General features: G+C 69.1%; 18 protein-coding genes. 10 read left to right on the top strand and 8 right to left on the bottom strand.

Annotation, left to right across the window (positions count from 1 at the left end; genetic code table 11):
- Window positions 1-49: 49 nt before the first annotated feature.
- On the bottom strand, window positions 50-1,165 hold the full coding sequence (locus FS787_RS03470) for an ADP-ribosylglycohydrolase family protein (RefSeq protein ID WP_144670910.1): 1,116 nt from the start codon (window positions 1,163-1,165) through the stop codon (window positions 50-52).
- A gap of 71 nt (window positions 1,166-1,236) precedes the next feature.
- Between FS787_RS03470 and FS787_RS03465 the strand changes: the two genes are divergently transcribed.
- The 6 genes from FS787_RS03465 (at window position 1,237) to FS787_RS03440 (ending at window position 8,909) form a co-directional block, all read left to right on the top strand.
- Entirely contained in the window at window positions 1,237-1,593 is a 357-nt protein-coding gene (locus FS787_RS03465; RefSeq protein ID WP_144670909.1) for a YidH family protein, read from the top strand.
- The gene (locus FS787_RS03460; protein ID WP_144670908.1) at window positions 1,590-1,961 is read left to right on the top strand and encodes a DUF202 domain-containing protein; all 372 of its coding nucleotides are present in this window, start codon (window positions 1,590-1,592) and stop codon (window positions 1,959-1,961) included. Before FS787_RS03465 ends, FS787_RS03460 begins: the two co-directional genes overlap by 4 nt.
- Window positions 1,962-2,033: 72 nt before the next feature.
- Window positions 2,034-2,990: an MIP/aquaporin family protein gene (locus FS787_RS03455; protein WP_144670907.1), complete on the top strand. Its 957-nt coding sequence runs from the start codon at window positions 2,034-2,036 to the stop codon at window positions 2,988-2,990.
- A gap of 88 nt (window positions 2,991-3,078) precedes the next feature.
- Window positions 3,079-4,257, top strand: coding sequence for an exonuclease SbcCD subunit D (locus FS787_RS03450; RefSeq protein WP_144670906.1), 1,179 nt, complete (start codon window positions 3,079-3,081; stop codon window positions 4,255-4,257).
- On the top strand, window positions 4,254-7,310 hold the full coding sequence (locus FS787_RS03445; protein WP_144670905.1) for an AAA family ATPase: 3,057 nt from the start codon (window positions 4,254-4,256) through the stop codon (window positions 7,308-7,310). The genes FS787_RS03450 and FS787_RS03445 overlap by 4 nt, the downstream gene beginning before the upstream one ends.
- Window positions 7,311-7,466: 156 nt before the next feature.
- Window positions 7,467-8,909, top strand: a complete 1,443-nt coding sequence (locus FS787_RS03440) for an MFS transporter (RefSeq protein ID WP_144670904.1) — start codon at window positions 7,467-7,469, stop codon at window positions 8,907-8,909.
- An 8-nt stretch (window positions 8,910-8,917) separates the two neighbouring features.
- Here FS787_RS03440 and FS787_RS03435 read toward each other — a convergent pair whose 3' ends face one another.
- Window positions 8,918-9,634 carry an IclR family transcriptional regulator gene (locus FS787_RS03435; RefSeq protein ID WP_144670903.1) on the bottom strand — a complete coding sequence of 239 codons (717 nt, stop codon included), beginning with the start codon at window positions 9,632-9,634 and terminating at the stop codon, window positions 8,918-8,920.
- A 166-nt stretch (window positions 9,635-9,800) separates the two neighbouring features.
- On the opposite strand from FS787_RS03435, the gene FS787_RS03430 reads away from it, so the two are divergent.
- The 3 genes from FS787_RS03430 to FS787_RS03420 all read left to right on the top strand — a co-directional run bounded on the left by FS787_RS03430 (window position 9,801) and on the right by FS787_RS03420 (window position 13,511).
- Window positions 9,801-10,328, top strand: coding sequence for a flavin reductase family protein (locus tag FS787_RS03430; RefSeq protein WP_222124040.1), 528 nt, complete (start codon window positions 9,801-9,803; stop codon window positions 10,326-10,328).
- Window positions 10,329-10,454: 126 nt separating this feature from the next.
- The gene (gene hpaB, locus FS787_RS03425) at window positions 10,455-11,909 is read left to right on the top strand and encodes a 4-hydroxyphenylacetate 3-monooxygenase, oxygenase component (RefSeq protein WP_144670902.1); all 1,455 of its coding nucleotides are present in this window, start codon (window positions 10,455-10,457) and stop codon (window positions 11,907-11,909) included.
- 246 nt (window positions 11,910-12,155) lie between these two features.
- On the top strand, window positions 12,156-13,511 hold the full coding sequence (locus FS787_RS03420; protein WP_144670901.1) for an MFS transporter: 1,356 nt from the start codon (window positions 12,156-12,158) through the stop codon (window positions 13,509-13,511).
- A 134-nt stretch (window positions 13,512-13,645) separates the two neighbouring features.
- Here the strand turns inward: FS787_RS03420 and FS787_RS03415 are convergent, their stop codons facing one another.
- From FS787_RS03415 to FS787_RS03390, 6 genes are all read right to left on the bottom strand, one after another.
- On the bottom strand, window positions 13,646-14,302 hold the full coding sequence (locus tag FS787_RS03415; protein WP_144670900.1) for a phosphoribosyltransferase: 657 nt from the start codon (window positions 14,300-14,302) through the stop codon (window positions 13,646-13,648).
- A gap of 180 nt (window positions 14,303-14,482) precedes the next feature.
- Window positions 14,483-15,310 (bottom strand): alpha/beta fold hydrolase, encoded by an 828-nt coding sequence (locus tag FS787_RS03410; protein ID WP_144670899.1) that lies wholly within the window; start codon window positions 15,308-15,310, stop codon window positions 14,483-14,485.
- 4 nt (window positions 15,311-15,314) lie between these two features.
- The gene (locus FS787_RS03405; protein WP_056426240.1) at window positions 15,315-15,644 is read right to left on the bottom strand and encodes a biotin/lipoyl-containing protein; all 330 of its coding nucleotides are present in this window, start codon (window positions 15,642-15,644) and stop codon (window positions 15,315-15,317) included.
- Window positions 15,637-16,707: an alpha-ketoacid dehydrogenase subunit beta gene (locus FS787_RS03400; RefSeq protein WP_144670898.1), complete on the bottom strand. Its 1,071-nt coding sequence runs from the start codon at window positions 16,705-16,707 to the stop codon at window positions 15,637-15,639. The genes FS787_RS03405 and FS787_RS03400 overlap by 8 nt, the downstream gene beginning before the upstream one ends.
- Window positions 16,700-17,746 (bottom strand): thiamine pyrophosphate-dependent enzyme, encoded by a 1,047-nt coding sequence (locus FS787_RS03395; protein WP_144670897.1) that lies wholly within the window; start codon window positions 17,744-17,746, stop codon window positions 16,700-16,702. The genes FS787_RS03400 and FS787_RS03395 overlap by 8 nt, the downstream gene beginning before the upstream one ends.
- Window positions 17,747-17,884: 138 nt before the next feature.
- The gene (locus FS787_RS03390; protein WP_144670896.1) at window positions 17,885-19,315 is read right to left on the bottom strand and encodes an amino acid permease; all 1,431 of its coding nucleotides are present in this window, start codon (window positions 19,313-19,315) and stop codon (window positions 17,885-17,887) included.
- Between the two features lie 175 nt (window positions 19,316-19,490).
- On the opposite strand from FS787_RS03390, the gene FS787_RS03385 reads away from it, so the two are divergent.
- Complete coding sequence (locus FS787_RS03385; RefSeq protein WP_144670895.1) at window positions 19,491-19,964, top strand: Lrp/AsnC family transcriptional regulator; 474 nt, start codon at window positions 19,491-19,493, stop codon at window positions 19,962-19,964.
- Window positions 19,965-20,087 lie beyond the last annotated feature (123 nt).

The raw sequence follows: 20,087 nt of genomic DNA, 5'->3' as shown, positions 1-20,087 counted from the left end.
AGCAGTGCCGGCCGGCGTCCGCCGGCTACCAACACCGCCGTGTGCGGGGTCAGGCGCCCGTGACGGCTGCCAGCTGGGCGGCCATGCCCCGGATGACCTCGGGAGCCTCCAGCACCTCGAGCCACTCCGCCGGCAGGCAGGCCTCGCCGTAGAACGTGCCCAGGATGTTGCCGGCAATCGATGCGGTGGAGTCGCTGTCCCCGCTGTGGTTCACAGCGACGGAAAGTGCCGCGCGGAAGTGGGCCTCCGGGTGTCCGGCAGCCGCCGTCGGCTCCGGTACCGTGGCCAGTACCGCGTACAGCGCGACGGCGAGTGCCTCCTCCGCCACCCAGCCCTCGCCGAGTTCCCGGTTCAGTTCCTCGGGGCCCAGCAGGTCCCCCGTGGCACCCAGCCGCAGGGCCGACTCGAGCCGCGCGAGCAGATCGGCGTCGGGCTCTTCATCCTTGCGCAGGTGGCCAGCGTCCAGTCCCCCGAGCGCGGATTCCGCCGCTTCGCGCAGCCCCTGGCCGCCGGCCAGGGCATGGATAATGAGGCTGAAGACGCCGGAGCTCTGCCGGGCCGCGGGATGCCCGTGGGTCAGGGAGGCCGCGTCGGCGCTGAGCTTGTAGACGGCTTCGGCGGGGATGTACGGGACCAGGCCGAAGGGGGCCGACCGCATGACAGTGCCGCAGCCCTTCGAGTCCGGATTGACCGGACGGTAGAAGGTTCCCATCTCGCCGGTGGCCAGCCCGCTCAGGCAGGCGTTGCCCGGGGCGCGTCGGTTTTTGAGGACCTCGTGGGAATCGATCCAGCGGGGCGGCTGGAACGGCGCCGCGTCCGGAACCGGCACACCCTGGGTGGCGAGCCAGCGCAGGTACGCGAGCCACAGGCACGCGTTCGTGTCCGCGGCCACGCCCGAGTTGGCCCACTCCAGCGCCTCCAGCAGCGCGTCGACGGTGTAGAGCGTCAGCTGCGTGTCGTCGGAAAAGTGGCTGCCGCCGTCGAGCGCTGAAAAGTCCTGCAGACCGTCCGGGCCGTACGTCGCACGGATCGTGGCGATGTCGTCGAATTCGACGGCGTATCCCAGCGAATCACCCAGGGCGCCGCCCAGCAGGCAGCCGTGGATCCGGGATTCGCGGGAGGGGGCTGACCACAGTGCGGGGGTGATGACGGGCTCGTTGCTCATGACTTAGAATTTTACCCCGGCCCCCCGTCGGGGCGGGTGCCACAAGTCAACACCGGGACAGCAGGCGAGCAATGCGTGTACCAGCATGGCGGAAAACCGGATCCACCCCCGACTACAGGTTCTCACTCGCCAATGAAACGACGTTCCTGGCCTGGATCCGGACATCGCTGGCCCTGATCGTGGGGGCCCTGGGCATCGACCAGCTGTTCCCGGACATCGCCCCCGCCCCGCTGCGGGTCGCCCTGTGCGTTGCCCTGGCGATCATCGGCGCCGTCCTCGCCATCGTGGCGTACCGGCGCTGGGGGCAGATGGAAGAGGCCATGCGCAACAACCGCGAGCTGCCGTTTTCCGGCGTCATGCTGGTGATGACCGTCGGTGTTGCTGCCGCGGCCTTTGTCCTTGCCGTGCTGCTCCTGGCCGCGCGGTGAGCGCCGAGGCCGTGCGGGACCCCGGGCTGCAGCCGGAACGGACCGAGCTTTCCTGGGGCCGGACGCTGCTGGCCCTCTTCGCGGCCGACCTGCTGATCTGGCGCAGCTGGGCGATCGCGGCCACGCAGCCTGCCGCAGCAGACCCTGACTATGTCCGGTGGGCGGGGACCGCGACCACGGACTATCTGGGGGTCTGTGCCCTGGCGGCGATGGTCGCCACGGCCGTGCTGGGTCTCTGCGTCCTGGCCCGGCTGCGGCAACTCCGGCATTCCTCATACGCCCCGCCGGCCTCCCTGATGCGCTGGGCCGCCGCCGGCATCATCGTGCTGGGCGCCAGCGCCGTCGCCGCTATTGCGCTGGGACGCTGAGCCAGGGTCCAGCGAACGTCCAGACTCCGCTGGCAGACTGCTGGCTGACCCCAAGCAAAGGAACTCCCGACCATGACCACGCCTGCGACAGCCCACCAGCCGTACGCTGCCCCTGACGATCCTCAGCGACCTGGGCTGCCGGGCCGGATGTCCGCCGAGGCGGTCGGGACGTTCTTCGTGGTGGTCGCCGGCCTGGGCGTGCCGCTGTTCACCATTCCGCAGTCAAACCCGCTCTCCGCGTCCCTGGCCGCCGGTCTGGCGGTCACCGCGGCGATGCTGGCCTTCGGGTACGTCTCCGGCGGCCACTTCAATCCCGCTGTCACGGCGGCTCACGCCGTTGCCGGCCGCATCAGGCCTGCGGACGCGGCGGCCTACGCGGGAGCACAGCTGGTGGGCGCCGTACTGGGCGCGGTGACGCTTTTCGCGATCCTGCAGACCGTCCCGAACATCGCCGACACCAGGACGGCCTTTGACACGGTGGCCGCCGGCTTCGGCGAAAATTCGGTCATCCAGGTCCCGCTGGTGGGTGTGTTCCTGATTGAGGTGCTCGGCGCCGCCCTGCTGGTGGCCGTGTTCCTGGGCACCACAGCGGACCGGAACCCGTCCCGGCTCGCGGCGCCCTTCGCCGTCGGCCTGACCATGGCGGTGCTGCTGCAGTTCGGCCAGGCCCCCGGCAACACCCCGTTCAACCCGGCGCGCGCCACGGCGTCCGCGCTGTTCAGCAGCCCGGACGTGCTGGGACAGCTGTGGCTCTTCTGGGTGGCCCCGCTGCTGGGTGCGGCCGTTGCGGGACTCGTGTTCCGGGCGTTTGCGCACAGCACCCGGTCCGGCGCGGCGACCGGCGTTGAGACCGCTGCAGCGGAGGCGGCGGGCGACGACGACACGGACGGAGAGGATGCGCGGCCGGCCGAGACAGGCGGAGCGCCGGAGTCCGACGCCGGGATGCCGACCGCACCGTCGCCGGTTCCCGCCGAGGTCAAGACGGCCGACGACGAGGCCCGCGACTTCTTCGACAAGCGCGGGAAGTAGCCGCCGCCCGTACCACCCCGCACCACGCCGAAGGGCTCTGACGGAGCGGTGGCACAATCCTGTCGGTGGCAGCCGATACCGTAGGACCATGCGGTTATTGCACACCTCGGACTGGCATTTGGGCCGGTCGTTCCACGGCGTCGGGATGCTCGACGCCCAGCGCGCGTTCATCGATCAACTGGTCTCCTTCGTCCGGGACGAGTCCGTTGACGTGGTCCTGATCGCCGGCGACGTCTACGACCGCGCCCTGCCGGGGGTCGACGTTGTTCGGCTGCTGGACGACGCGCTGGTGGGCCTGACCGGCGCCGGCGCGCAGGTGGTGCTGACCAGCGGCAACCACGACTCCGCCATCCGGCTCGGCTTCGCCTCCCGGCTGCTGGAACGCGGGGGAGTGCACCTGCGCACGCGGCTCACCGAGCTGGACCAGCCCGTGCTGCACCCGCTCGACCCCGCCGATCCCGACGCCGGCCCGGCGCTCGCCATCTACGGCATCCCCTGGCTGGAACCACGCCTCGTAGCCGAACAGCTCGGCGTCGAAACGGCCAGCCACTTCGAGGTGACCCGCGCCGCCACCGCTCGGATCCGGGAGGACCTGCGGGTCCGTTCCGCCGCCCGGACCGTGCATTCCGTGGTCCTCGCGCACACCTTCGCCAGCGGCGGGATCAGTTCGGACAGCGAACGGGACCTCAGCATCGGCGGCGTCGGCGCTGTCCCGCTGGATCTCTTCGACGGCTTCGGATACACGGCGCTGGGCCACCTGCACGGCCGGCAGGAGCTCTCGCCCTCGGTCCGCTACTCCGGGTCGCCCCTCGCCTACTCCTTCTCCGAAGCGCAGCACAAAAAAGGCAGCTGGCTGGTGGACGTCGATGCGGACGGCATCGGAGCGGTCCGTGAAGTGCCGTGGGAAGCGCCCCGGACCCTGGCCGTGCTGCGCGGCAAACTGGAGGACCTGCTCTCGGCCGAGGAATTCGTGTGGGCGGAAACCGCCTATTGCCAGATCACCCTGACCGACGCGCAGCGCCCGGCCCGGGCCATGGAACGGCTGCGCTCGCGGTTCCCCGACACTCTCGTGCTGGGTTTCGATCCGGAAGGTGCCGGCGCCGCCCCCACAACCAGCTACAGCGGCAGGCTGGCCGAGGCCGAGGACGATCTGTCCGTCTGCTGCGGCTTCCTGGAGCACGTCCGCGGCCGGGCAGCCGACGACGCCGAGGCAGCTGTCCTTGCCGAGGCCCTGGAAACCGTGCGCCTGGAAGGGGTATCCCTGTGAGGATTCACCGTCTCGAGATCTCCGCCTTCGGACCTTTCGCCGCGACCGAACACATCGATTTCGACCGGCTGAGCGCGCACGGGCTGTTCCTGCTGAACGGCGCCACCGGCGCGGGCAAGACCAGCGTCCTGGACGCCATCTGCTTCGCCCTCTACGGCTCGGTGCCCGGGGCGCGTCAGGACGGAAAACGGCTGCGAAGCGATCACGCCGAGGCCAGCGCGGAACCCCGGGTCACGTGCGAGTTCTCGGCCCGCGGGCGGCACTTCGAAGTCTCCCGCTCGCCCGCCTGGGACAAACCCAGCGCCCGCGGGAAGAACGGTTTCACCGTGCAGCAGGCCAACACCGTGCTGCGCGAACGCGTCAACGGCGAATGGACCGAAAAGTCCGGCCGCAACGACGAGGCCGGCGCCGAAATCGCCGACGTGCTCGGCATGAACCGGGAGCAGTTCACCCGCGTCGTGATGCTGCCGCAGGGCGATTTCGCGGCCTTCCTGCGGTCCAAGGCCGCCGACCGCCTCGAGCTGCTGCAGAGCCTCTTCGGCACCCGGCGCTTCGAGGCCGTGGAACAGGAACTCGGCCGGAAGGCGCAGGCTGCCCGCACCGAGGTTGCCAGCCTCAACGGCCAGCTCGAGCTCCTGCTCGTCCAGGCGGAAGCTGAAACAGCCGCGCTAGGACTCGACCCGGCCGATGCCCCGGACCGGGCGGAGCCGGACGCCTTCCTCACCTGGCTGGGGGCCGCTGCCGCCACCGTTGCGGAGCAGCGGCGGACGGCCGCGGTGGAGGCAGAGGGTCTGCGCGCCGGCCACGTGGCCGCACGGGACGCCGCGGCGGCGCGTGCCGCCCGCCAGGCCAAGCTCGCCGCGGCCGAACGCCGGCGAGCCGAGGCTGAAGCGGCTGCGCCCGCGGTCGCTGCCAAGATCGAACAGCTGGGCCTCCACCGCAAGGCCGAAGTCCTCGACGGACAACTGCAGGCTGCCGACAATGCCCGGGCGGCGGAGGAAGTGGCCACGGCCGCCATGGCCGCCGCCGTCGAGGAGCTGCGCACGGCTGCGCTCACCGACTCCGAACTTGCCGCGCTGGGTGACCGGACCGCGGACGGCGGACCGGGCCGGTGGTCCGGTGAAGTACTGCGGTCCGCTCTGGGGGAGCTGCGCTCCCTGCGCGCGGTGCTGGAGGAGCGGTTGCCCGATGAGGCCAGGCTGGCCGGATTGCGGAGCCGCAGCACGCAGCTTCGCCTGGGCCTGGACCGGTTGGAAGACGAACGGACCTCCGGGAACGCCGCCCTGCTGGTCCTGCGCCAGGAATCAGCGGACCTGCTCGCCGGACTGCGGCCGCTCGAAGAGCTCGCCGCCGAGCTGCAGCTGCGGACGAAGGAAGCGGCCGCCGCCGAGGAACTGCTGGTCCTGGTCCGGCGCTTCGCCGAGGCCGGAAAGGACTGCGGAGCCGTCGCCGAACGCCATGGCCGCGCCCGGGAGGAGTATCAGGACCGGCGCCAGCGCTGGCTTGACCTCCGCGAGGAGCGGCTGGCCAATGCCGCGGCCGAACTCGCTTCCCAGCTGCAGCCTGGAGTCCCGTGCGCGGTCTGCGGCAGCCCCGAGCATCCCGTCCCCGCCCCGGCCGCTGCGTCCGCCCTGGACATGGCCGAGGCCGAACAATCCGCGCAGCTCGCCTGCGAGGCTGCGGAGGCCGCCCTCGCGGTGCTCGAACGTGAACTCTCCGAGGCCCAGCAGGTGGTCGCCGTACTGGCCGCCCAGGGCGGCGACACCGCCCCCGACGATGCGGCCCGGGAAGCCGCCCTCGCCGCCGAGCGCGCCGCCGAAGCCCGCCGCGCGGCGGCGGATCTTGCCGTCAACCGCGTGCGGCACACCGAACTGGACGAGGAGATCGCCGACGCCGGGCGGGCCCTGGCGGACGCGGCATCAAACATCACCCAAACCGAATCCACGCTCGCAGAGGTCCGGGAGCAGGCTGATTCCCTGGACGAGGCCCTGGACAATCTCCGGGCGGGCCACCCGGTCCTGGCCCGCCGCATCACGGCGCTGGACGGCACTGCTGCCGTGCTGGAACGTGCCGACGCGGCGGGGACACGGCTGGAACAGGCCGCAGCCCGGGCCGCCGAGACCCGGCAGCAGCTGGAGCTGGCGCTTCCGGGAACCGGCTTCGAATCCGCCGACGCTGCCCGGGCCGTCCTGCTTTCCGCCCCGGACGCCGCGGCACTGGAAGCCGCCGTCCGCGCCGGACAGGACGAAGCAGCCCGGATAGGGGAACTCTTTGCCAGCGAGGAACTCCTCCTGGCGGCGCACGAGCTGGAAACGGAGGGCCCCCTCCGCGAAGAGCTGGTGGAACAGCTCCGCGCTGACGCGGCCGCTGCGGATCGAGCGGCCCGGGACGCCGCACTCGCGGCCGGCCTCGCCGAAAAGTCGGTGCGGACCCTGGATGACATTGCCGCGAACTTTTCCCGGCTCGCGGAGGACGGACGCGAACCGCGCGAACGGGCGAACCTGCTGGCCGCGGTCGCCGACACTGCCCGCGGCGCAGGGGACAACAACTACCGGATGAGCCTGAACAGCTATGTGCTTGCCGCGCGGCTCGAACAGGTGGCCGTCGCCGCCTCGGAACGCCTGATCGGGATGAGCGACGGCCGCTACATCCTGCAGCACACGGACGCCCGGGCCGCCCGCGGCGCGAAGTCCGGCCTCGGCCTGGAAGTCGTGGACCAGTGGACGGGCCAGCGGCGGGACACGGCAACGCTGTCCGGCGGTGAGTCCTTTATGGCCTCGCTGGCCCTGGCGCTCGGACTGGCGGATGTGGTGCAGCAGGAAACCGGCGGAGTGGACATCGAGACGCTGTTCGTGGACGAAGGCTTCGGCAGCCTCGACGAACAAGCCCTCGAACAGGTCATGGACGCCCTCGAAGGGCTCCGGGACGGCGGACGGGTGGTGGGCCTGGTGAGCCACGTGGGCGAAATGAAGCAGCGCATCAGCACCCAGCTACAGGTGGTCAAGGGACGGAACGGTTCCACCCTGCACATCTCCGACGACACCCCGGGCTGACAGGGCTCCGCGGGCCCGGTCGCCGGGGCCGCCCGGGCCCGCGCTGGCCCGCCCTTGCCCGCGCATACGGCTTGGGTTCCGGGTACAATTGGGGAGTTACCGGGTCGCGCGCATCGGGAGGAGGGACGATGCGCACCATTGAACGAACCCGGAATCATGACTCTCTCAACGACTTCCCAGGCGCCCGGCACTTCCGCGCCCGCGTCCCCTGCGCCCCTCGCCCCTGACACCACGGCCCCTGACACCACGGCCTCGGTCCCCGGGCCAGCCACGGCGCCGGTACCGGGCACCGGCGCCGCACCGCCGGTACCGCGCACCGGCGGGCGGTTCTCCCGTTTGCCACTGCTGGCCGGCACGAGTTTCATCCCGATCGGGCTCTTCGCCCGGCTCCCGCTCGCCATGCTCACAGTCGGGGCCCTCACCCTTGCCACGGCCGTCACCGGATCCTATGCAGTGGGCGGGGTGGTGGCCGGAGCTGTGGGCATCGGCTCCGCCCTCGGAGCCCCCGTGTTCGGCGCGTTGGCGGACCGGCTGGGCCAGCGCCCGGTGCTCCTGCTCGCCGCTGTTTTCAACACCGTCGCCGTCATCGCGCTGATCCTGGCCGCCTATCTGGTCCCCGGCGGACAGGACCTGGCGGCCGCTGGCCCGGTCCTGGCCGCCGCCTTCGTGGCCGGTGCCAGCTGCCCGCAGGTGGGCTCCCTGGCCCGTGTCCGGTGGATGGCGCTGACCTCACGAGGGGGACGTGACGCGAACGCCGCGGACCTGGACACGGCCCTGTCCTACGAAAGCACCGCCGACGAGCTGACGTTCGTCCTGGGCCCGGCCCTGGTGGGCATCCTCGCCAGCCTCATCGCCCCGTGGCTGCCGCTCGCCCTGGCCGCGGCCTTGACCATCACCCTGGTCCCGGCCTTCGCGGTGCATGCAACGCATCACGCCGTGGTCCGGACGCCGGCGCCGACGGCGGCCAGCACGGCGCAGAAGAAGCAGCTCCGGGCGTCCCTGACCGCCGGGCAGCGCGCCGGTGCCTTTGCCGCCGTCGGACTCCCGGTGCTGGCGATGGTCTGCATGGGCACATTCTTCGGCTCCACGCAGACCGCGTTGAGCTCCTTTTCCGCGACCTTCGCCACGTCCGAGCTCGCGGGCCTGCTCTATGCGGTGATGGGTCTGAGCTCCGCCGCGGCGGCCTTGTCCGTGGCGTACTGGCCCCAGCGGTTCACGGCGAACGCCCGCTGGCTGGCGTGCGCGGCGCTGATGGCCGGCCTGGCGCTGCTGCTGTTGCTGCCCTCGACGGCGCTGCCCATGATCCTTGTGCTCCTGGTCCTGGGACTGCCGGTGGGCCCGCTGATGGTCACGGTCTTTGCGATCGGCGGACTGGTGGCTCCGGCCGGCAAACTTGGCACGGTCATGACGGCGCTGGCCAGCGGCATCGTCGCCGGCACCGCGATCGGCTCCTCCATCGCAGGGCAGCTGGCGCAGCACCAGGGCTACTCCGCAGCCTTCCTGGTCCCGGTGTGCGCCGCGGCGGCGCTGTTCCTCCTGGGCGCGGCAGCCGCCGTCGTGCTCCGGCAGCGCAAGAAGACAGCGGCGGCCGCCGCCTAGGCCCGGGGTCAGCCCAGCTGGCTCTCGATGCGTTCCGCCGCCGCGGCAAGGGCCGCCGCGACCTCCCGGGGGTCCTGCGCGGCCCGGATGTAGACGACGGCGAGAGCCGCCGGCCGCCCGCCCGGAACCCGGATCGGTACCGCGAGGGAGGAAACGCCGGAGATGACTTCGTCGTGGCTGTCCGCATAACCGCGGAGCCGGGCCTCGGCGGCTTCGGCCCGGTAGGGGATGCCGGGCGCGGCGGCCGTCCATTCCTGTTCCGACATGGCCGACTGGATCGCGATGCCGGGGGCGCCGGCGCTGATCGGGTGCCGGGAACCGGGATGCTGGACCACCGTGGCCCCGGTGTGCCGCGGATCCACGGTCACCAGGGTGACGCATTCCTCGTGGTCCCAGACGGCAACAAAGGCACTCATGGTCAGCGTGTTGGCGAGCTGGGTGAGCTCCGGCAGGGCCGCCGTCTGCAGGTTCCGCGAAACTCCCCGGGCCAGGACCGCAAGGCCCGGTCCGGGCTGGACCCGGCCGCCGTCGTCGCGCACCAACAGTGAGTGGTCTTCCAGGGTGCGGAGGATGCGGTAGGCAACCGATCGGTGCACACCCATCGCGTCGGCGAGTTCGGCGATGGTGAGCGGGTGCTGGGCGTCGGCCAGGATTTCCAGGGCGCGGATGCCGCGCGACAACGTCTGGGACGGGGAGGCCTGCGCGCTGCCGGCGGTCGGGGTCATTGGTCCATCCTAAGGGCGGGCGGCGGTGAATCCGGGATGCAGCCGGGCGGCCCTTGTGCACCGCCGCACGGTGCGCTAGCGTTCTATATAAGAATCTTCTGTTCGATTATAGAACAAAGTATTCTTGCGGTAAATCCCAGCACCAGCCACCAGCCGCAAGGGATCAATGATGATTGCCACCCCCCGCGCCGGGCCTCCGGGCCGCACCGCCGCCGCGCGTGCCCACCACTTCCGCGGCAGCCTGGGGCGGTTCGCCACCGGCGTCGCGATCGTGACTTTCGACGGCGTCACCAAGCGCCACGGCATCACCGTCAATTCCTTCACCTCGGTATCAATGGACCCGCCCCTGGTGCTTGTCGGCATCGCCCGGACCGCGAAGGCGCACGACGAGCTGGCCGGCCGGCCGTTTGCCGTCAACATCCTGGGCGCGGAACAGCGGCAGCTCGCGCTGCACTTCGCCGGACGCCCCGGCCCCGAGCCGCTCTGGGTCGAGGGCGAAACGGCCCCGCGGCTCTCCAATGTGCTCGCCTATTTTGAATGCAAGCCCTGGGCGGCGTACGACGGCGGCGACCACACGCTCTACATCGGCGAGGTGGTGGACTTCAACTACCGCAACGGCGACGCGCTGGCCTACGCCAACAGCGCGTTCACCACCATCCCGGAAAGCCAGCTGGGCATGGAAGACCTGCTCTGACCTTCCACAGCACTGACCCTCCGAAGCACTGACCCTCCGCAGCACTGGGCCTTGGCCCCGACGACTCAGCTCAAGGACAACTCAGCTCAACGGCAACTCAGCTCAACGACGACTGGAGAAGCGATCATGGGTATCCGCACCGGACAGCAGTACCTCGACAAGCTCAACCGCATGCGGCCCCACGTGATGATCGACGGCGAGGTGGTCAGCGAGGAGATCGCGGAGCACCCCGCGTTCCGCAACGTGGCCCGCTCCTACGCCAAGCTCTTCGACATGCAGCACCACCCCCGCTACCAGGACGCGCTGACCTACACCTCGCCCAGCACCGGGGACCTGGTGAACGCCTCCTTCCTGGTGCCGACCACCGTGGAGGACCTTGAGCGCCGGCGCCGTGCCATCTCCACCTGGGCCGAGTCCTCCAACGGCTTCCTGGGCCGGTCCGGCGACTACATGAACTCCTCGCTCACCGCCCTCAGCACGGCCCGGACGTGGCTTTCCCAGGCAGACCCCACGTTCGGCGAAAACATCCGCAACTACTACGAATGGGCCCGGGAAAACGATGTCCTCGCCACACACACCCTGATCCCGCCGCAGGCCAACCGCTCCGTCTCCGGCTCCGAACAGCTCGGCGGCCAGCTCTCGGCGCGGATTGTCGAGGAACGCGACGACGGCATCGTCATCCGCGGCGCCCGCATGCTGGCCACCATCGCGCCGATCGCCGACGAGCTGCTGGTCTTCCCCTCAACCGTGCTCCGCGGCACTCCGGACGATGCCCCGTACTCGTACGCCTTCGCCATTCCCAATGACACCCCGGGCCTGCGGTACCTCTGCCGCACGTCGCTGTACAACGGCGGCAGCACCCACGACGAGCCGCTGGCCTCCCGCTACGAGGAAATGGACGCCGTCGCGGTCTTCGACGATGTCTTCGTTCCGAGTGAGCGCATTTTTATGCTCGGCAACCCGCAGCTGTGCAACGGCTTCTATTCCGAAACCGGCGCCGGCGCCCTGATGACACACCAGGTGGTCACCCGGACCATTGCCAAGAGCGAGTTCTACCTGGGCCTGGCCTCCGAACTCGCTGAGTCGATCGGCATCGACGGGTTCCAGCACATCCAGGAGGACATCGCCGAACTGATTGTGGACGTCGAAATCGGCAAGGCGCTGGTCCGGGCCTCCGAGGCGGATGCTGAGCTCAACGAGGCCGGCGTGATGCTGCCGAAGTGGTCCACGCTCAACGCCGCCCGCAACTGGTACCCGAAAGTGGCCCAGCGCTTCCCGCAGATCATCCGGAAGTTTTCCGCCTCCGGGCTCATGGCCCTTCCCGGCGAGGCGGACGTGAACAGCAGCGCCCGGGCCGACATTGACATGTATCTGCAGGGCAAGTCCCTGACCGGTCCCGAGCGTGTCCGGCTGTTCAAGCTGGCCTTCGACGCCTCGGTCTCCGGCTTCTCCGGCCGGCAGTCGCTCTACGAGTACTTCTTCTTCGGTGATCCGGTCCGGATGGCCGGGGCAATGGTGAACGGTTACGACCGGGAGCCCGTCCGGGCCAGGGTCCGGGAGTTCCTGCACCGTGCCGACTGAACCCGTGCCAACTGAACCGCGCCCCCGGCGCGAGTGGGCTGAACCGTGCGGGCGCGGGCCGCCGGCGCGGGCCGACGCCTAATTCGGCACGCGAAGCTTTTTCCAAAAGATGTGTGCCCTATCACACATTTCATAGTATGATGCTGAATACTAACTGACCGTTCGATCAGTAAATCCAGAGGCAATCAGTTATTCACTTCGCACCCATCCCCGGGCAGGATTTCTGCCCCCAGCAACGGAGTTTCAATGACCGCAACTTCAAGTGTCGATTCTGAGGCAGGCCCCAGCAGCAAGCATGAGGAACGCAAGGTTCTCGCAGGCACGCTGGTCGGGACCACCATTGAGTGGTACGACTTCTTCATCTTCGCCCAGCTGACGGCAACGCTGCTGTCACCGCTCTTCCTCGCACCGCTGAACGCCTCCAACCCGGGCCTGGCACAGATCCTTTCCTTTGCCCTCATCGGCATCAGCTTCCTGTTCCGCCCGCTCGGCGCCATCGTCGCCGGCCACCTGGGTGACCGCCTCGGCCGCAAGGCCATGCTGGTCTTCACCCTCATCATGATGGGCGCGGCCACGGCACTGATTGGTATGCTGCCCACCTACGCCCAGATCGGCGTCTGGGCTCCGATCCTGCTGATCCTGCTCCGCATCATCCAGGGCTTCTCCGCCGGCGGCGAATGGGGCGGCGCCGCCCTGATGGCCGTCGAGCACGCTCCCAAGAGCAAGCGCGGCCTGTTCGGCGCGTACCCGCAGATCGGCGTTCCAGTCGGCATGATCCTCGCCACCGGCCTGCTGTACTTCCTCAACACCAGCATGTCCAAGGAAGACTTCGCCGCCTGGGGCTGGCGTGTGCCGTTCCTGCTTTCCATCGTGCTGATCATCGTCGGCTACCTCATCCGCCGCGCGGTTGCTGAAAGCCCCGTCTTCAAGGAAATGCAGGAACGCAAGGAACAGAGCAAGGCTCCGCTCGGCGAGCTCATCCGCAAGCACAAGAAGGCCGTCCTCTACTCGACGATGATCTTCATCGGCAACAACGCTGCCGGCTACCTGCTGATCGCCTTCTTCATCTCCTACGCCACCAAGTCCCTGAAGATGCCCGTCGCGGAGATCCTGCTGGCCACCACGCTGGCATCCTTCGGCTGGCTGATCTTCACCCTGGTGGGCGGCTGGCTGTCGGACAAGATCGGCCGCGTCAAGACGTTCCTGCTGGGCTACGGCATCGTCTTCGCCTGGATGATCCCGATGTTCGCGCTCATCGACACCAAGAACATCCTGCTCTACGGCGTCGCGCTGTTCGTCCTGACCATCGGCCTGGGCCTGTCCTACGGCCCGATGTCCGCGATGTACGCCGAGATGTTCCCCCCGAACGTGCGCTACTCCGGCATCTCGATCGGCTACGCCTTCGGTGCCATCCTGGGCGGCGCCTTTGCTGCCACGATCGCTGAGGCGCTGCTGCAGGGCACCGGCTGGACCGGTTCCATCGGTATCTACATCATGATCCTCTGCGTTATCTCCGCGGTCGGCGTCCTGCTGGCTGGAGAAACCAGGGGCCGCCCGCTCGGCGTCAGCCACGGCGCTACGGATGTAGCGGCAAGGCACTAGCACCAAGCAATCCGGAAGGGGCGCGGGCCGCAAGGTCCGCGCCCCTCTGTCGTTTAACCCAACGCGGGGTCACTCCGCGCCCCATTCGGCGGCCCGGGATGGGCGTGATCTGACTGTAAGGATTGCGGCGCTGTTCAGGCGGGCCGGGCAGCCAGCAGCCGGACGACGTCGTCGTCCCGCACCTGCCCGAAAGAGCGGTAATAGCTGCCGACGGCGCGGAACTGGCCGGGGATAAAGAGGCTGAAGACGGCGTCGGCCAGCTGCTGCAGGGGCGTCTGGGCCTCCAGCGACGCGACAGGGACCGCGACGACGACGGCTGCCGCACCGGCCGCCCGCACGGCCTCGACGGCGGCCCGCATGCTCGCTCCGGTGGCCATCCCGTCGTCGGCAACGATGGCCGTTCTGCCGTGCAGGGCCAGCCGGGGGCCCGGATACGTTCCGGCGCGGCGCTTCAGTTCCGACCTCTCGAGGCGCTCCACCGCATCCAGCGCGGACTGTTGGATCCCCAGCTCCAGAAGCTGGTCCACAAAAGGCCGGTTCAGGACACGCACCACCCCGCTGTCGACGGCAGCCAGCGCACCGAAGGCCGTCTCCCCATGTCCCGGAATCCCCAGCTTCCGGACCGGAATCACGTCCCAGGGAAGCCGGAGCGCTGCGGCTGCCGCGGCGGCAACCGGAACGCCGCCGCGGGCGAGACCCAGCAGAACGGTGTCCGGGCGCCCGCGGAACTGGGGGAGGGCGGCGGCAAGGAGCCTGCCGGCCTGCCCGCGGTCACTGAAGCGCATGCCCATAACAGCCCTCTTCCGGTAACGCACCCTGACGCACCTGTCGCGGCCAGCCTACGTCCGTCGGGGGAGCCGCGCGAGACTCGGTCGGGTTAAACAAACGCGGGGTCAGCTCCGGTCCACCGGAGTGGTGCGGATGGGCTGGAAGTGACCCCGCGTTGGTTGGGGGAGTCCGGGGGACTGGGATTAGACGGCCAGGAAGCTGACAGCCCCCTGCTTGAACGCGCGGCTGGTGATGGCGTTGGTGTGGTTCCGGCCCGGCAGGACGAGCTGTTCCACCATGGCCCCGGCCTTGGCGCCGAGCGCGGCGAGTTCCGGCATGGAGGCGGCCCGCTCGTCCTTCTCGCCGGCCACGAGCAGCATCGGAACGTGCGGCACGGCCTCGGCGGGATCGAACGGCTCGCTCTTGACGGCTTCCACGAGGGAAAGCAGCGAGAAGATGTTGTTGCTGGGCAGCATCTGCGCCATCTTCAGCAGCCCGGCGGTGGACGCGTCGGCGATCGGGGTGCCGTCGGCCAGGTAGCGCTGGGCGGCAACGAGGTCGAAGTCTGCCAGCGGATCGGCGACGTTGGGCCCGCCCAGGACCAGCCGGTGCACCAGTTCATGCTGCGTGGCGCCGAACTCCCACGCGAGCCGGGAACCGAGCGAATAGCCGATCAGGTCCAGCCCGCTGGAAGGGTCACCGTCGCGCAGCGGCCGGGCTCCGGCGTCGAACGCGATTTGCAGCAGGTCCGCGCGGATCCGGCTGGGGGTGTACGAATCCATATCCTCGGGGGCGCCGCTGCGGCCGTGGCCGGGCAGATCCACTGTGATGACGCGGCGGCCGGCCTCCAGCAGGGCGCTGATCCAGCCGGTGTCCTCCCAGTTGAGCTTCGCGGAGGAGGAAAATCCGTGCAGCAGCAGCACCGGACGCAGCCCGGCGTCGGAGTCCGGCTCATGCACCCCGACATACAGCTGGGGGTCGGTGCCCTCGACGGTGTGCGAATGCTGTTCGCCGGTGTGTCTGCCGCTCATGGTGTCAGTCCTCATCAAGTACGGCGCTCAGGCGGACCCGGCGCTTTGGTGCCTCTTCCTTCGGGACCGTGCCCACGATGCCGGCGGTGTTGTCCGGCACCTCAAACACAATCAGGGGCTCGCCGACATTGATTTTGTCACCGGGCCCGCCGTGGATACGCACCACCTTACCTGCCTGCGGGCTGGGCAATTCAACGGCGGATTTGGTGGTCTCGACCTCGACGAGGGGCTGGTTGCGCTCCACCTGGTCGCCCGGGGCCACGAGCCATTCCAGTACGGTCGCTTCGATCAGGCCCTCTCCGAGGTCCGGGAGCGGGAAGGAAATTTCAGCCACGTTTGTACTCCAATACTCGCTGGATCCCGAAGAGGATCCGGTCAATGTTCGGGATGTATTCATCTTCCAGGTCCCCCGAAGGGTACGGCACGTCAAAGCCGGTGACGCGCTCCACGGGCGCCTTGAGCGTGTCAAAGCAGCTCTGGGTGATCAGCTGTGCCACCTCGGCGCCCAGCCCGGACGTCAGCGGCGCCTCATGGACGACGACGGCGCGGCGCGTCTTGCGCACGGACGCGGCCAGCGCCTCGGCGTCGATCGGCTTGAGCCAGCGCAGGTCCAGGACCTCGATGTCGATCCCGTCCTCGGCGGCGAGCTCGGCCACTTGGAGGCAGCGCGCCACCATGGCGCCCCATGCGACAAGAGTGAGGTGGCGGCCTTCGCGCATGACCTTCGCGCCGGTGGGGTCGCCGCCGTCCGCATCGCAGTGCGCAAGGTCGACGTCGCCCTTCTGCCAGTACCGCGACTTCGGCTCCATAAAAATCACCGGGTCCGGCCGCGTGGCGGCGTATTTGAGCAGGTGGTAGGCCTCGTGCGGGTTCGACGGCGAGACCACCTTGAGCCCGGGAACGTGCGCGAAGAGTGCCTCGAGGCTCTCCCCGTGGTGTTCGGGGGCGCGGATGCCGCCGAAACTGGGAACGCGCAGTGTGATGGGCATCGGCATGGTGCCGCGGCTGCGGTAGTTCATCCGGGCAATCTGGCAGACGATCTGGTTGATTGCGGGGTAGGCGAAGCCGTCGAACTGGACCTCGGGGATGGGGTGGAACCCGGCCATCGCCAGGCCCACGGACATGCCGAGGATGCCGGATTCCGCCAGCGGGGTGTCGAAAACGCGCTGCTCGCCGTGCTTGGCCTGCAGGCCGTCGGTGATGCGGAAAACGCCGCCGAGCCGGCCGCAGTCCTCACCGAAGATGACGGCCTGCGGGTTCTCGGCGAGCACCTCGTCGAGGGCCCGGTTGAGCGCCTGCTGCATGGACATCACTGTGGTGGTTGCGGCAGTGGTCGTTGCGGCGGCGCTTCGGGCCGGGCCCGCGGCAGCTGCGCCTTCGAGAATCGAGTTAGACATGTTCGGACTCCTCGCGCCAGTTGGCGGCCTGGGCCTGCAGGGCAGGGGTGGTTTCCTGGAAGACCAGGTCAAACATTTCGGTGCCGGGGCGGGATCCCAGGGCCTGGATGCCGGTGCGGATCTGTTCCTCCTCGGCCTTGGCCGCGGCGAGGGCCTCGGCGAAGAACGCCTCGTCGGCGATGCCGTCGGCGAGCAGCCGCTGCCGGAACCGTTCCAGCGGGTCGGCGCCGGCGCCGTCGCGCTCCTCGTCGAGCGAGCGGTAGCGCCCCGGATCGTCGGACGTGGAGTGCGGGCCGCGGCGGTACGTCATGGCCTCGATGAGCACGGGGCCGTTCCCGGCCCGGGCGTGCGCGAAGGCGCGGCGGGTGGCCTCGACGACGGCGACGACGTCGTCGCCGTCGATCTGCAGGGCAGGCATGCCGTAGCCGGCGGCGCGGGCGGCGACGGAGCCGCCGGCCACCTGGCGTTCGGTGGGCACCGAGATGGCCCAGCCGTTGTTCTGGACGAAGAAGACCACGGGGGCCTTCATCACGGCGGCGAAGTTCAGGGCCTCGTGGACGTCGCCCTGGGAGGAGGCGCCATCGCCGAAGTACGTGAGCGCGACGCCGAGCTTGCCGTCGGCGGTGCCGGCAAGTGTCTGGCCGTGTGCCCAGCCGACGGCGTGCAGTACCGAGCCGGCCACCACGGCCTGGATCGGGGCGAGCCGGGATTCCATGGGGTTGTAGAGGCCGCCGTGCCAGGTGGCCTTGTGGGTGGACATGTAGGCCACCATGTCCACGCCCATGGTGCGGGCGACGCCCATCTCGCGGTAGGTGGGAAAGACGAAGTCCCGGGTGGTGTCGACGGCGTAGCCGCTGCCCACCTGGGCGGCCTCCTGGCCGAGCTCGGGCGCGTAGCCGGGGATGATGCCCTGGCGCTGCCAGGCGATGGCCGAGGTGTCGAGGTGGCGGACGGCCACCATCAGCGAATAGAGCTCGCGGAGCTGGGCGGGAGTGAGCGGTTCGGCACCGGCGCCGGAAGCCACGGGAAGCGTGTCCATGGCTGTGACCCTAGTCACCACGGAGGCGGTGGGCAATCAGCCGGAAAACAGCTGACCAGACTGCACAATACTGTCATCAGGACTCGTGTCCGGCTTTACAGTTTGTGCAGTCTGGTCAGGTAGTGCGTTGTGGACCTGTTACTTCCCGACGTCGACGGGGTCGGCCTGGTCGGCCTGCTGGGCCTCCTCGGCCGGCGCCGCGCTGCGGTTGCGGGTGAGCCGCGCGCCGATCCAGCAGGCGGCGGCGATGCCGGCGACCAGGGCCATGGTGCTGAAGAGCTGCTTGCTGCTGTCCGGGCTGCTGAAACCGACGGCGAAGATCAGGGCCAGGAGGACCAGGCCGAAGATGGTCAGTCCCGGAAAACCCTTCATCCGCAGCGGCAGGACAGTGCCCTCACGGTCCGCGCGGCGGCGGAGGATCAGCTGGGACACCAGGGCGGAGCCCCAGACCATCAGGCACGTCGAGCCGACCAGCTGGAACAGGGCCGGAAGGATCTTCTCCGGGAAGGCCAGCTCCAGCACGGCGGCCAGGAAGCCGAACGCCACGGACACGGCGACGGCGAGCACCGGCACGCGCGTTTTGTTGATCTTCGACAGGAACCGGGGAGCCTCGCCGCGTTCGGACAGTGAGAAGACCATCCGGGAGGCGCCGTACAGGTTCGCGTTCAGGGCCGAGAGGAGCGCGACGACGGCCACCAGCGTGATGGCGGCGCCGGCGCCGGGGATACCGGCCACGTTGAGGACGCCGGCAAAGGGTGAGGCCAGTTCTTCCGATGTGGAGGGAAGGACCGCGGCGATGACGAATACCGAGCCGATGTAGAAGACCAGGATCCGCCAGACGACGGTGCGGATCGCCTGGCCCACGCTGTGCTGGGGGTTCTCGGTTTCGGCGGCGGCCACGCTGACAATCTCGGTGCCGCCGAACGCGAAGATCACCACGAAGAGCGCGGTGGCGATGCCGCCCAGCCCGGCGGGAGCGAAGTCGGCGGTGAAGTTGGAGAGGCCGGGGGACTCGACGTCCGGCAGCCAGCCCAGCAGCAGTGCCGTGCCGATGCCGAGGAACAGCAGGATGGCAGCGACCTTGAGGATGGCAAACCAGAACTCGAACTCGCCGAAGTTTTTCACCCCGGCCAGGTTGATTGCCGTGAACACGGCCATAAAGATCAGGGACAGGGCCCAGACCGGAACCACCGGCCACACGGTGAACAGCAGGGCGGCGGCGCCGAGGGCCTCGGCGGCGATCACCACCACCAGCTGCAGCCACCAGAGCCATCCGACGGTGGCTCCCGCGGTCCGGCCCATGGCTTTTGCCGCGTAGACGGAGAACGCTCCGCTGTTGGGGTTGGCGGCGGCCATTTCGCCGAGGGCCCACATGACCAGGATGATCAGGGTTCCCGCGACCAGGTAGGAGATCAGGACGGCGGGTCCGGCGGCCTGGACGCCCGCCCCCGAGCCCAGGAACAGGCCGGCGCCGATGGCGCTGCCGAGTCCCATCATGGTGAGTTGGCGTGGCTTCATGCTGTGGCCAAGTTTCAGGCCGGGGCGCTCCGCGGTGGACTTCATTGTCATACTGGCGAACCTTCGTGTGGTTTGGATCTTAAGTCCTTATGGGACCTATTGAATTTTACGCTCCGGAGCGGTGTCCGGGCGCGCCAGCCGTGAGAGCATAGTGACAGTTTGTTAGCCAAGGCCGGACTATCAGTAGCGGTTTGTGATGCCACGGCGTCAGCAGGAGGAAGATTTGATGGACATTGATGGCCTGGACGCAAAAATTGTCCGATTCTTCACGGATTCCCCCCGCGCTTCGGTGCTGGAGGCGTCCCGCGTGCTCAGGGTTGCCCGCGCCACCGTGCAATCGCGGCTGGACCGGATGCAGGACAGCGGAGTTATCGGCACCTGGGTGCCGCAGCCGGATCCGGCGCACTTCGGGTTCCCGGTGGTGGCGTTCTGCTCTCTGACCATCAACCAGGACCTGGGGCACGACGCCGTCGTCGAAGCACTCGCGGCGATTCCGGAACTGATCGAAATCCATACCGTCTCCGGCGGATCGGACCTGATGGCACGCATTGCGGCCCGCTCCAATTCTGACCTCCAGCGCGTGCTGGACGCCATGATCGCCACCCGGACGGTGCTGCGCTCGTCCTCGGTCATTGTCCTGAACACCCACTTCCAGGGCCGCACCCTTCCGCTGCTGGAAGCCGCGGCCGCCGGCAGGTGATAGGCCCGCACGCTGGATCGCGGCCTGTCCGTGCGCGGCGGCCGCCCCTGTGACCTGAAACATTTTGCCCCCGGCAGGTGAGGTCGTAGAATTAGTTCTAGTCAATCTGACTATAACTACTCC

This window comes from Arthrobacter sp. U41, assembly GCF_007679325.1.
Classification (GTDB): Bacteria; Actinomycetota; Actinomycetes; order Actinomycetales; family Micrococcaceae; genus Arthrobacter.
The sequence above is the reverse complement of the archived record's forward strand: the minus strand, read 5'-3'. Positions and strand labels throughout refer to the sequence as shown.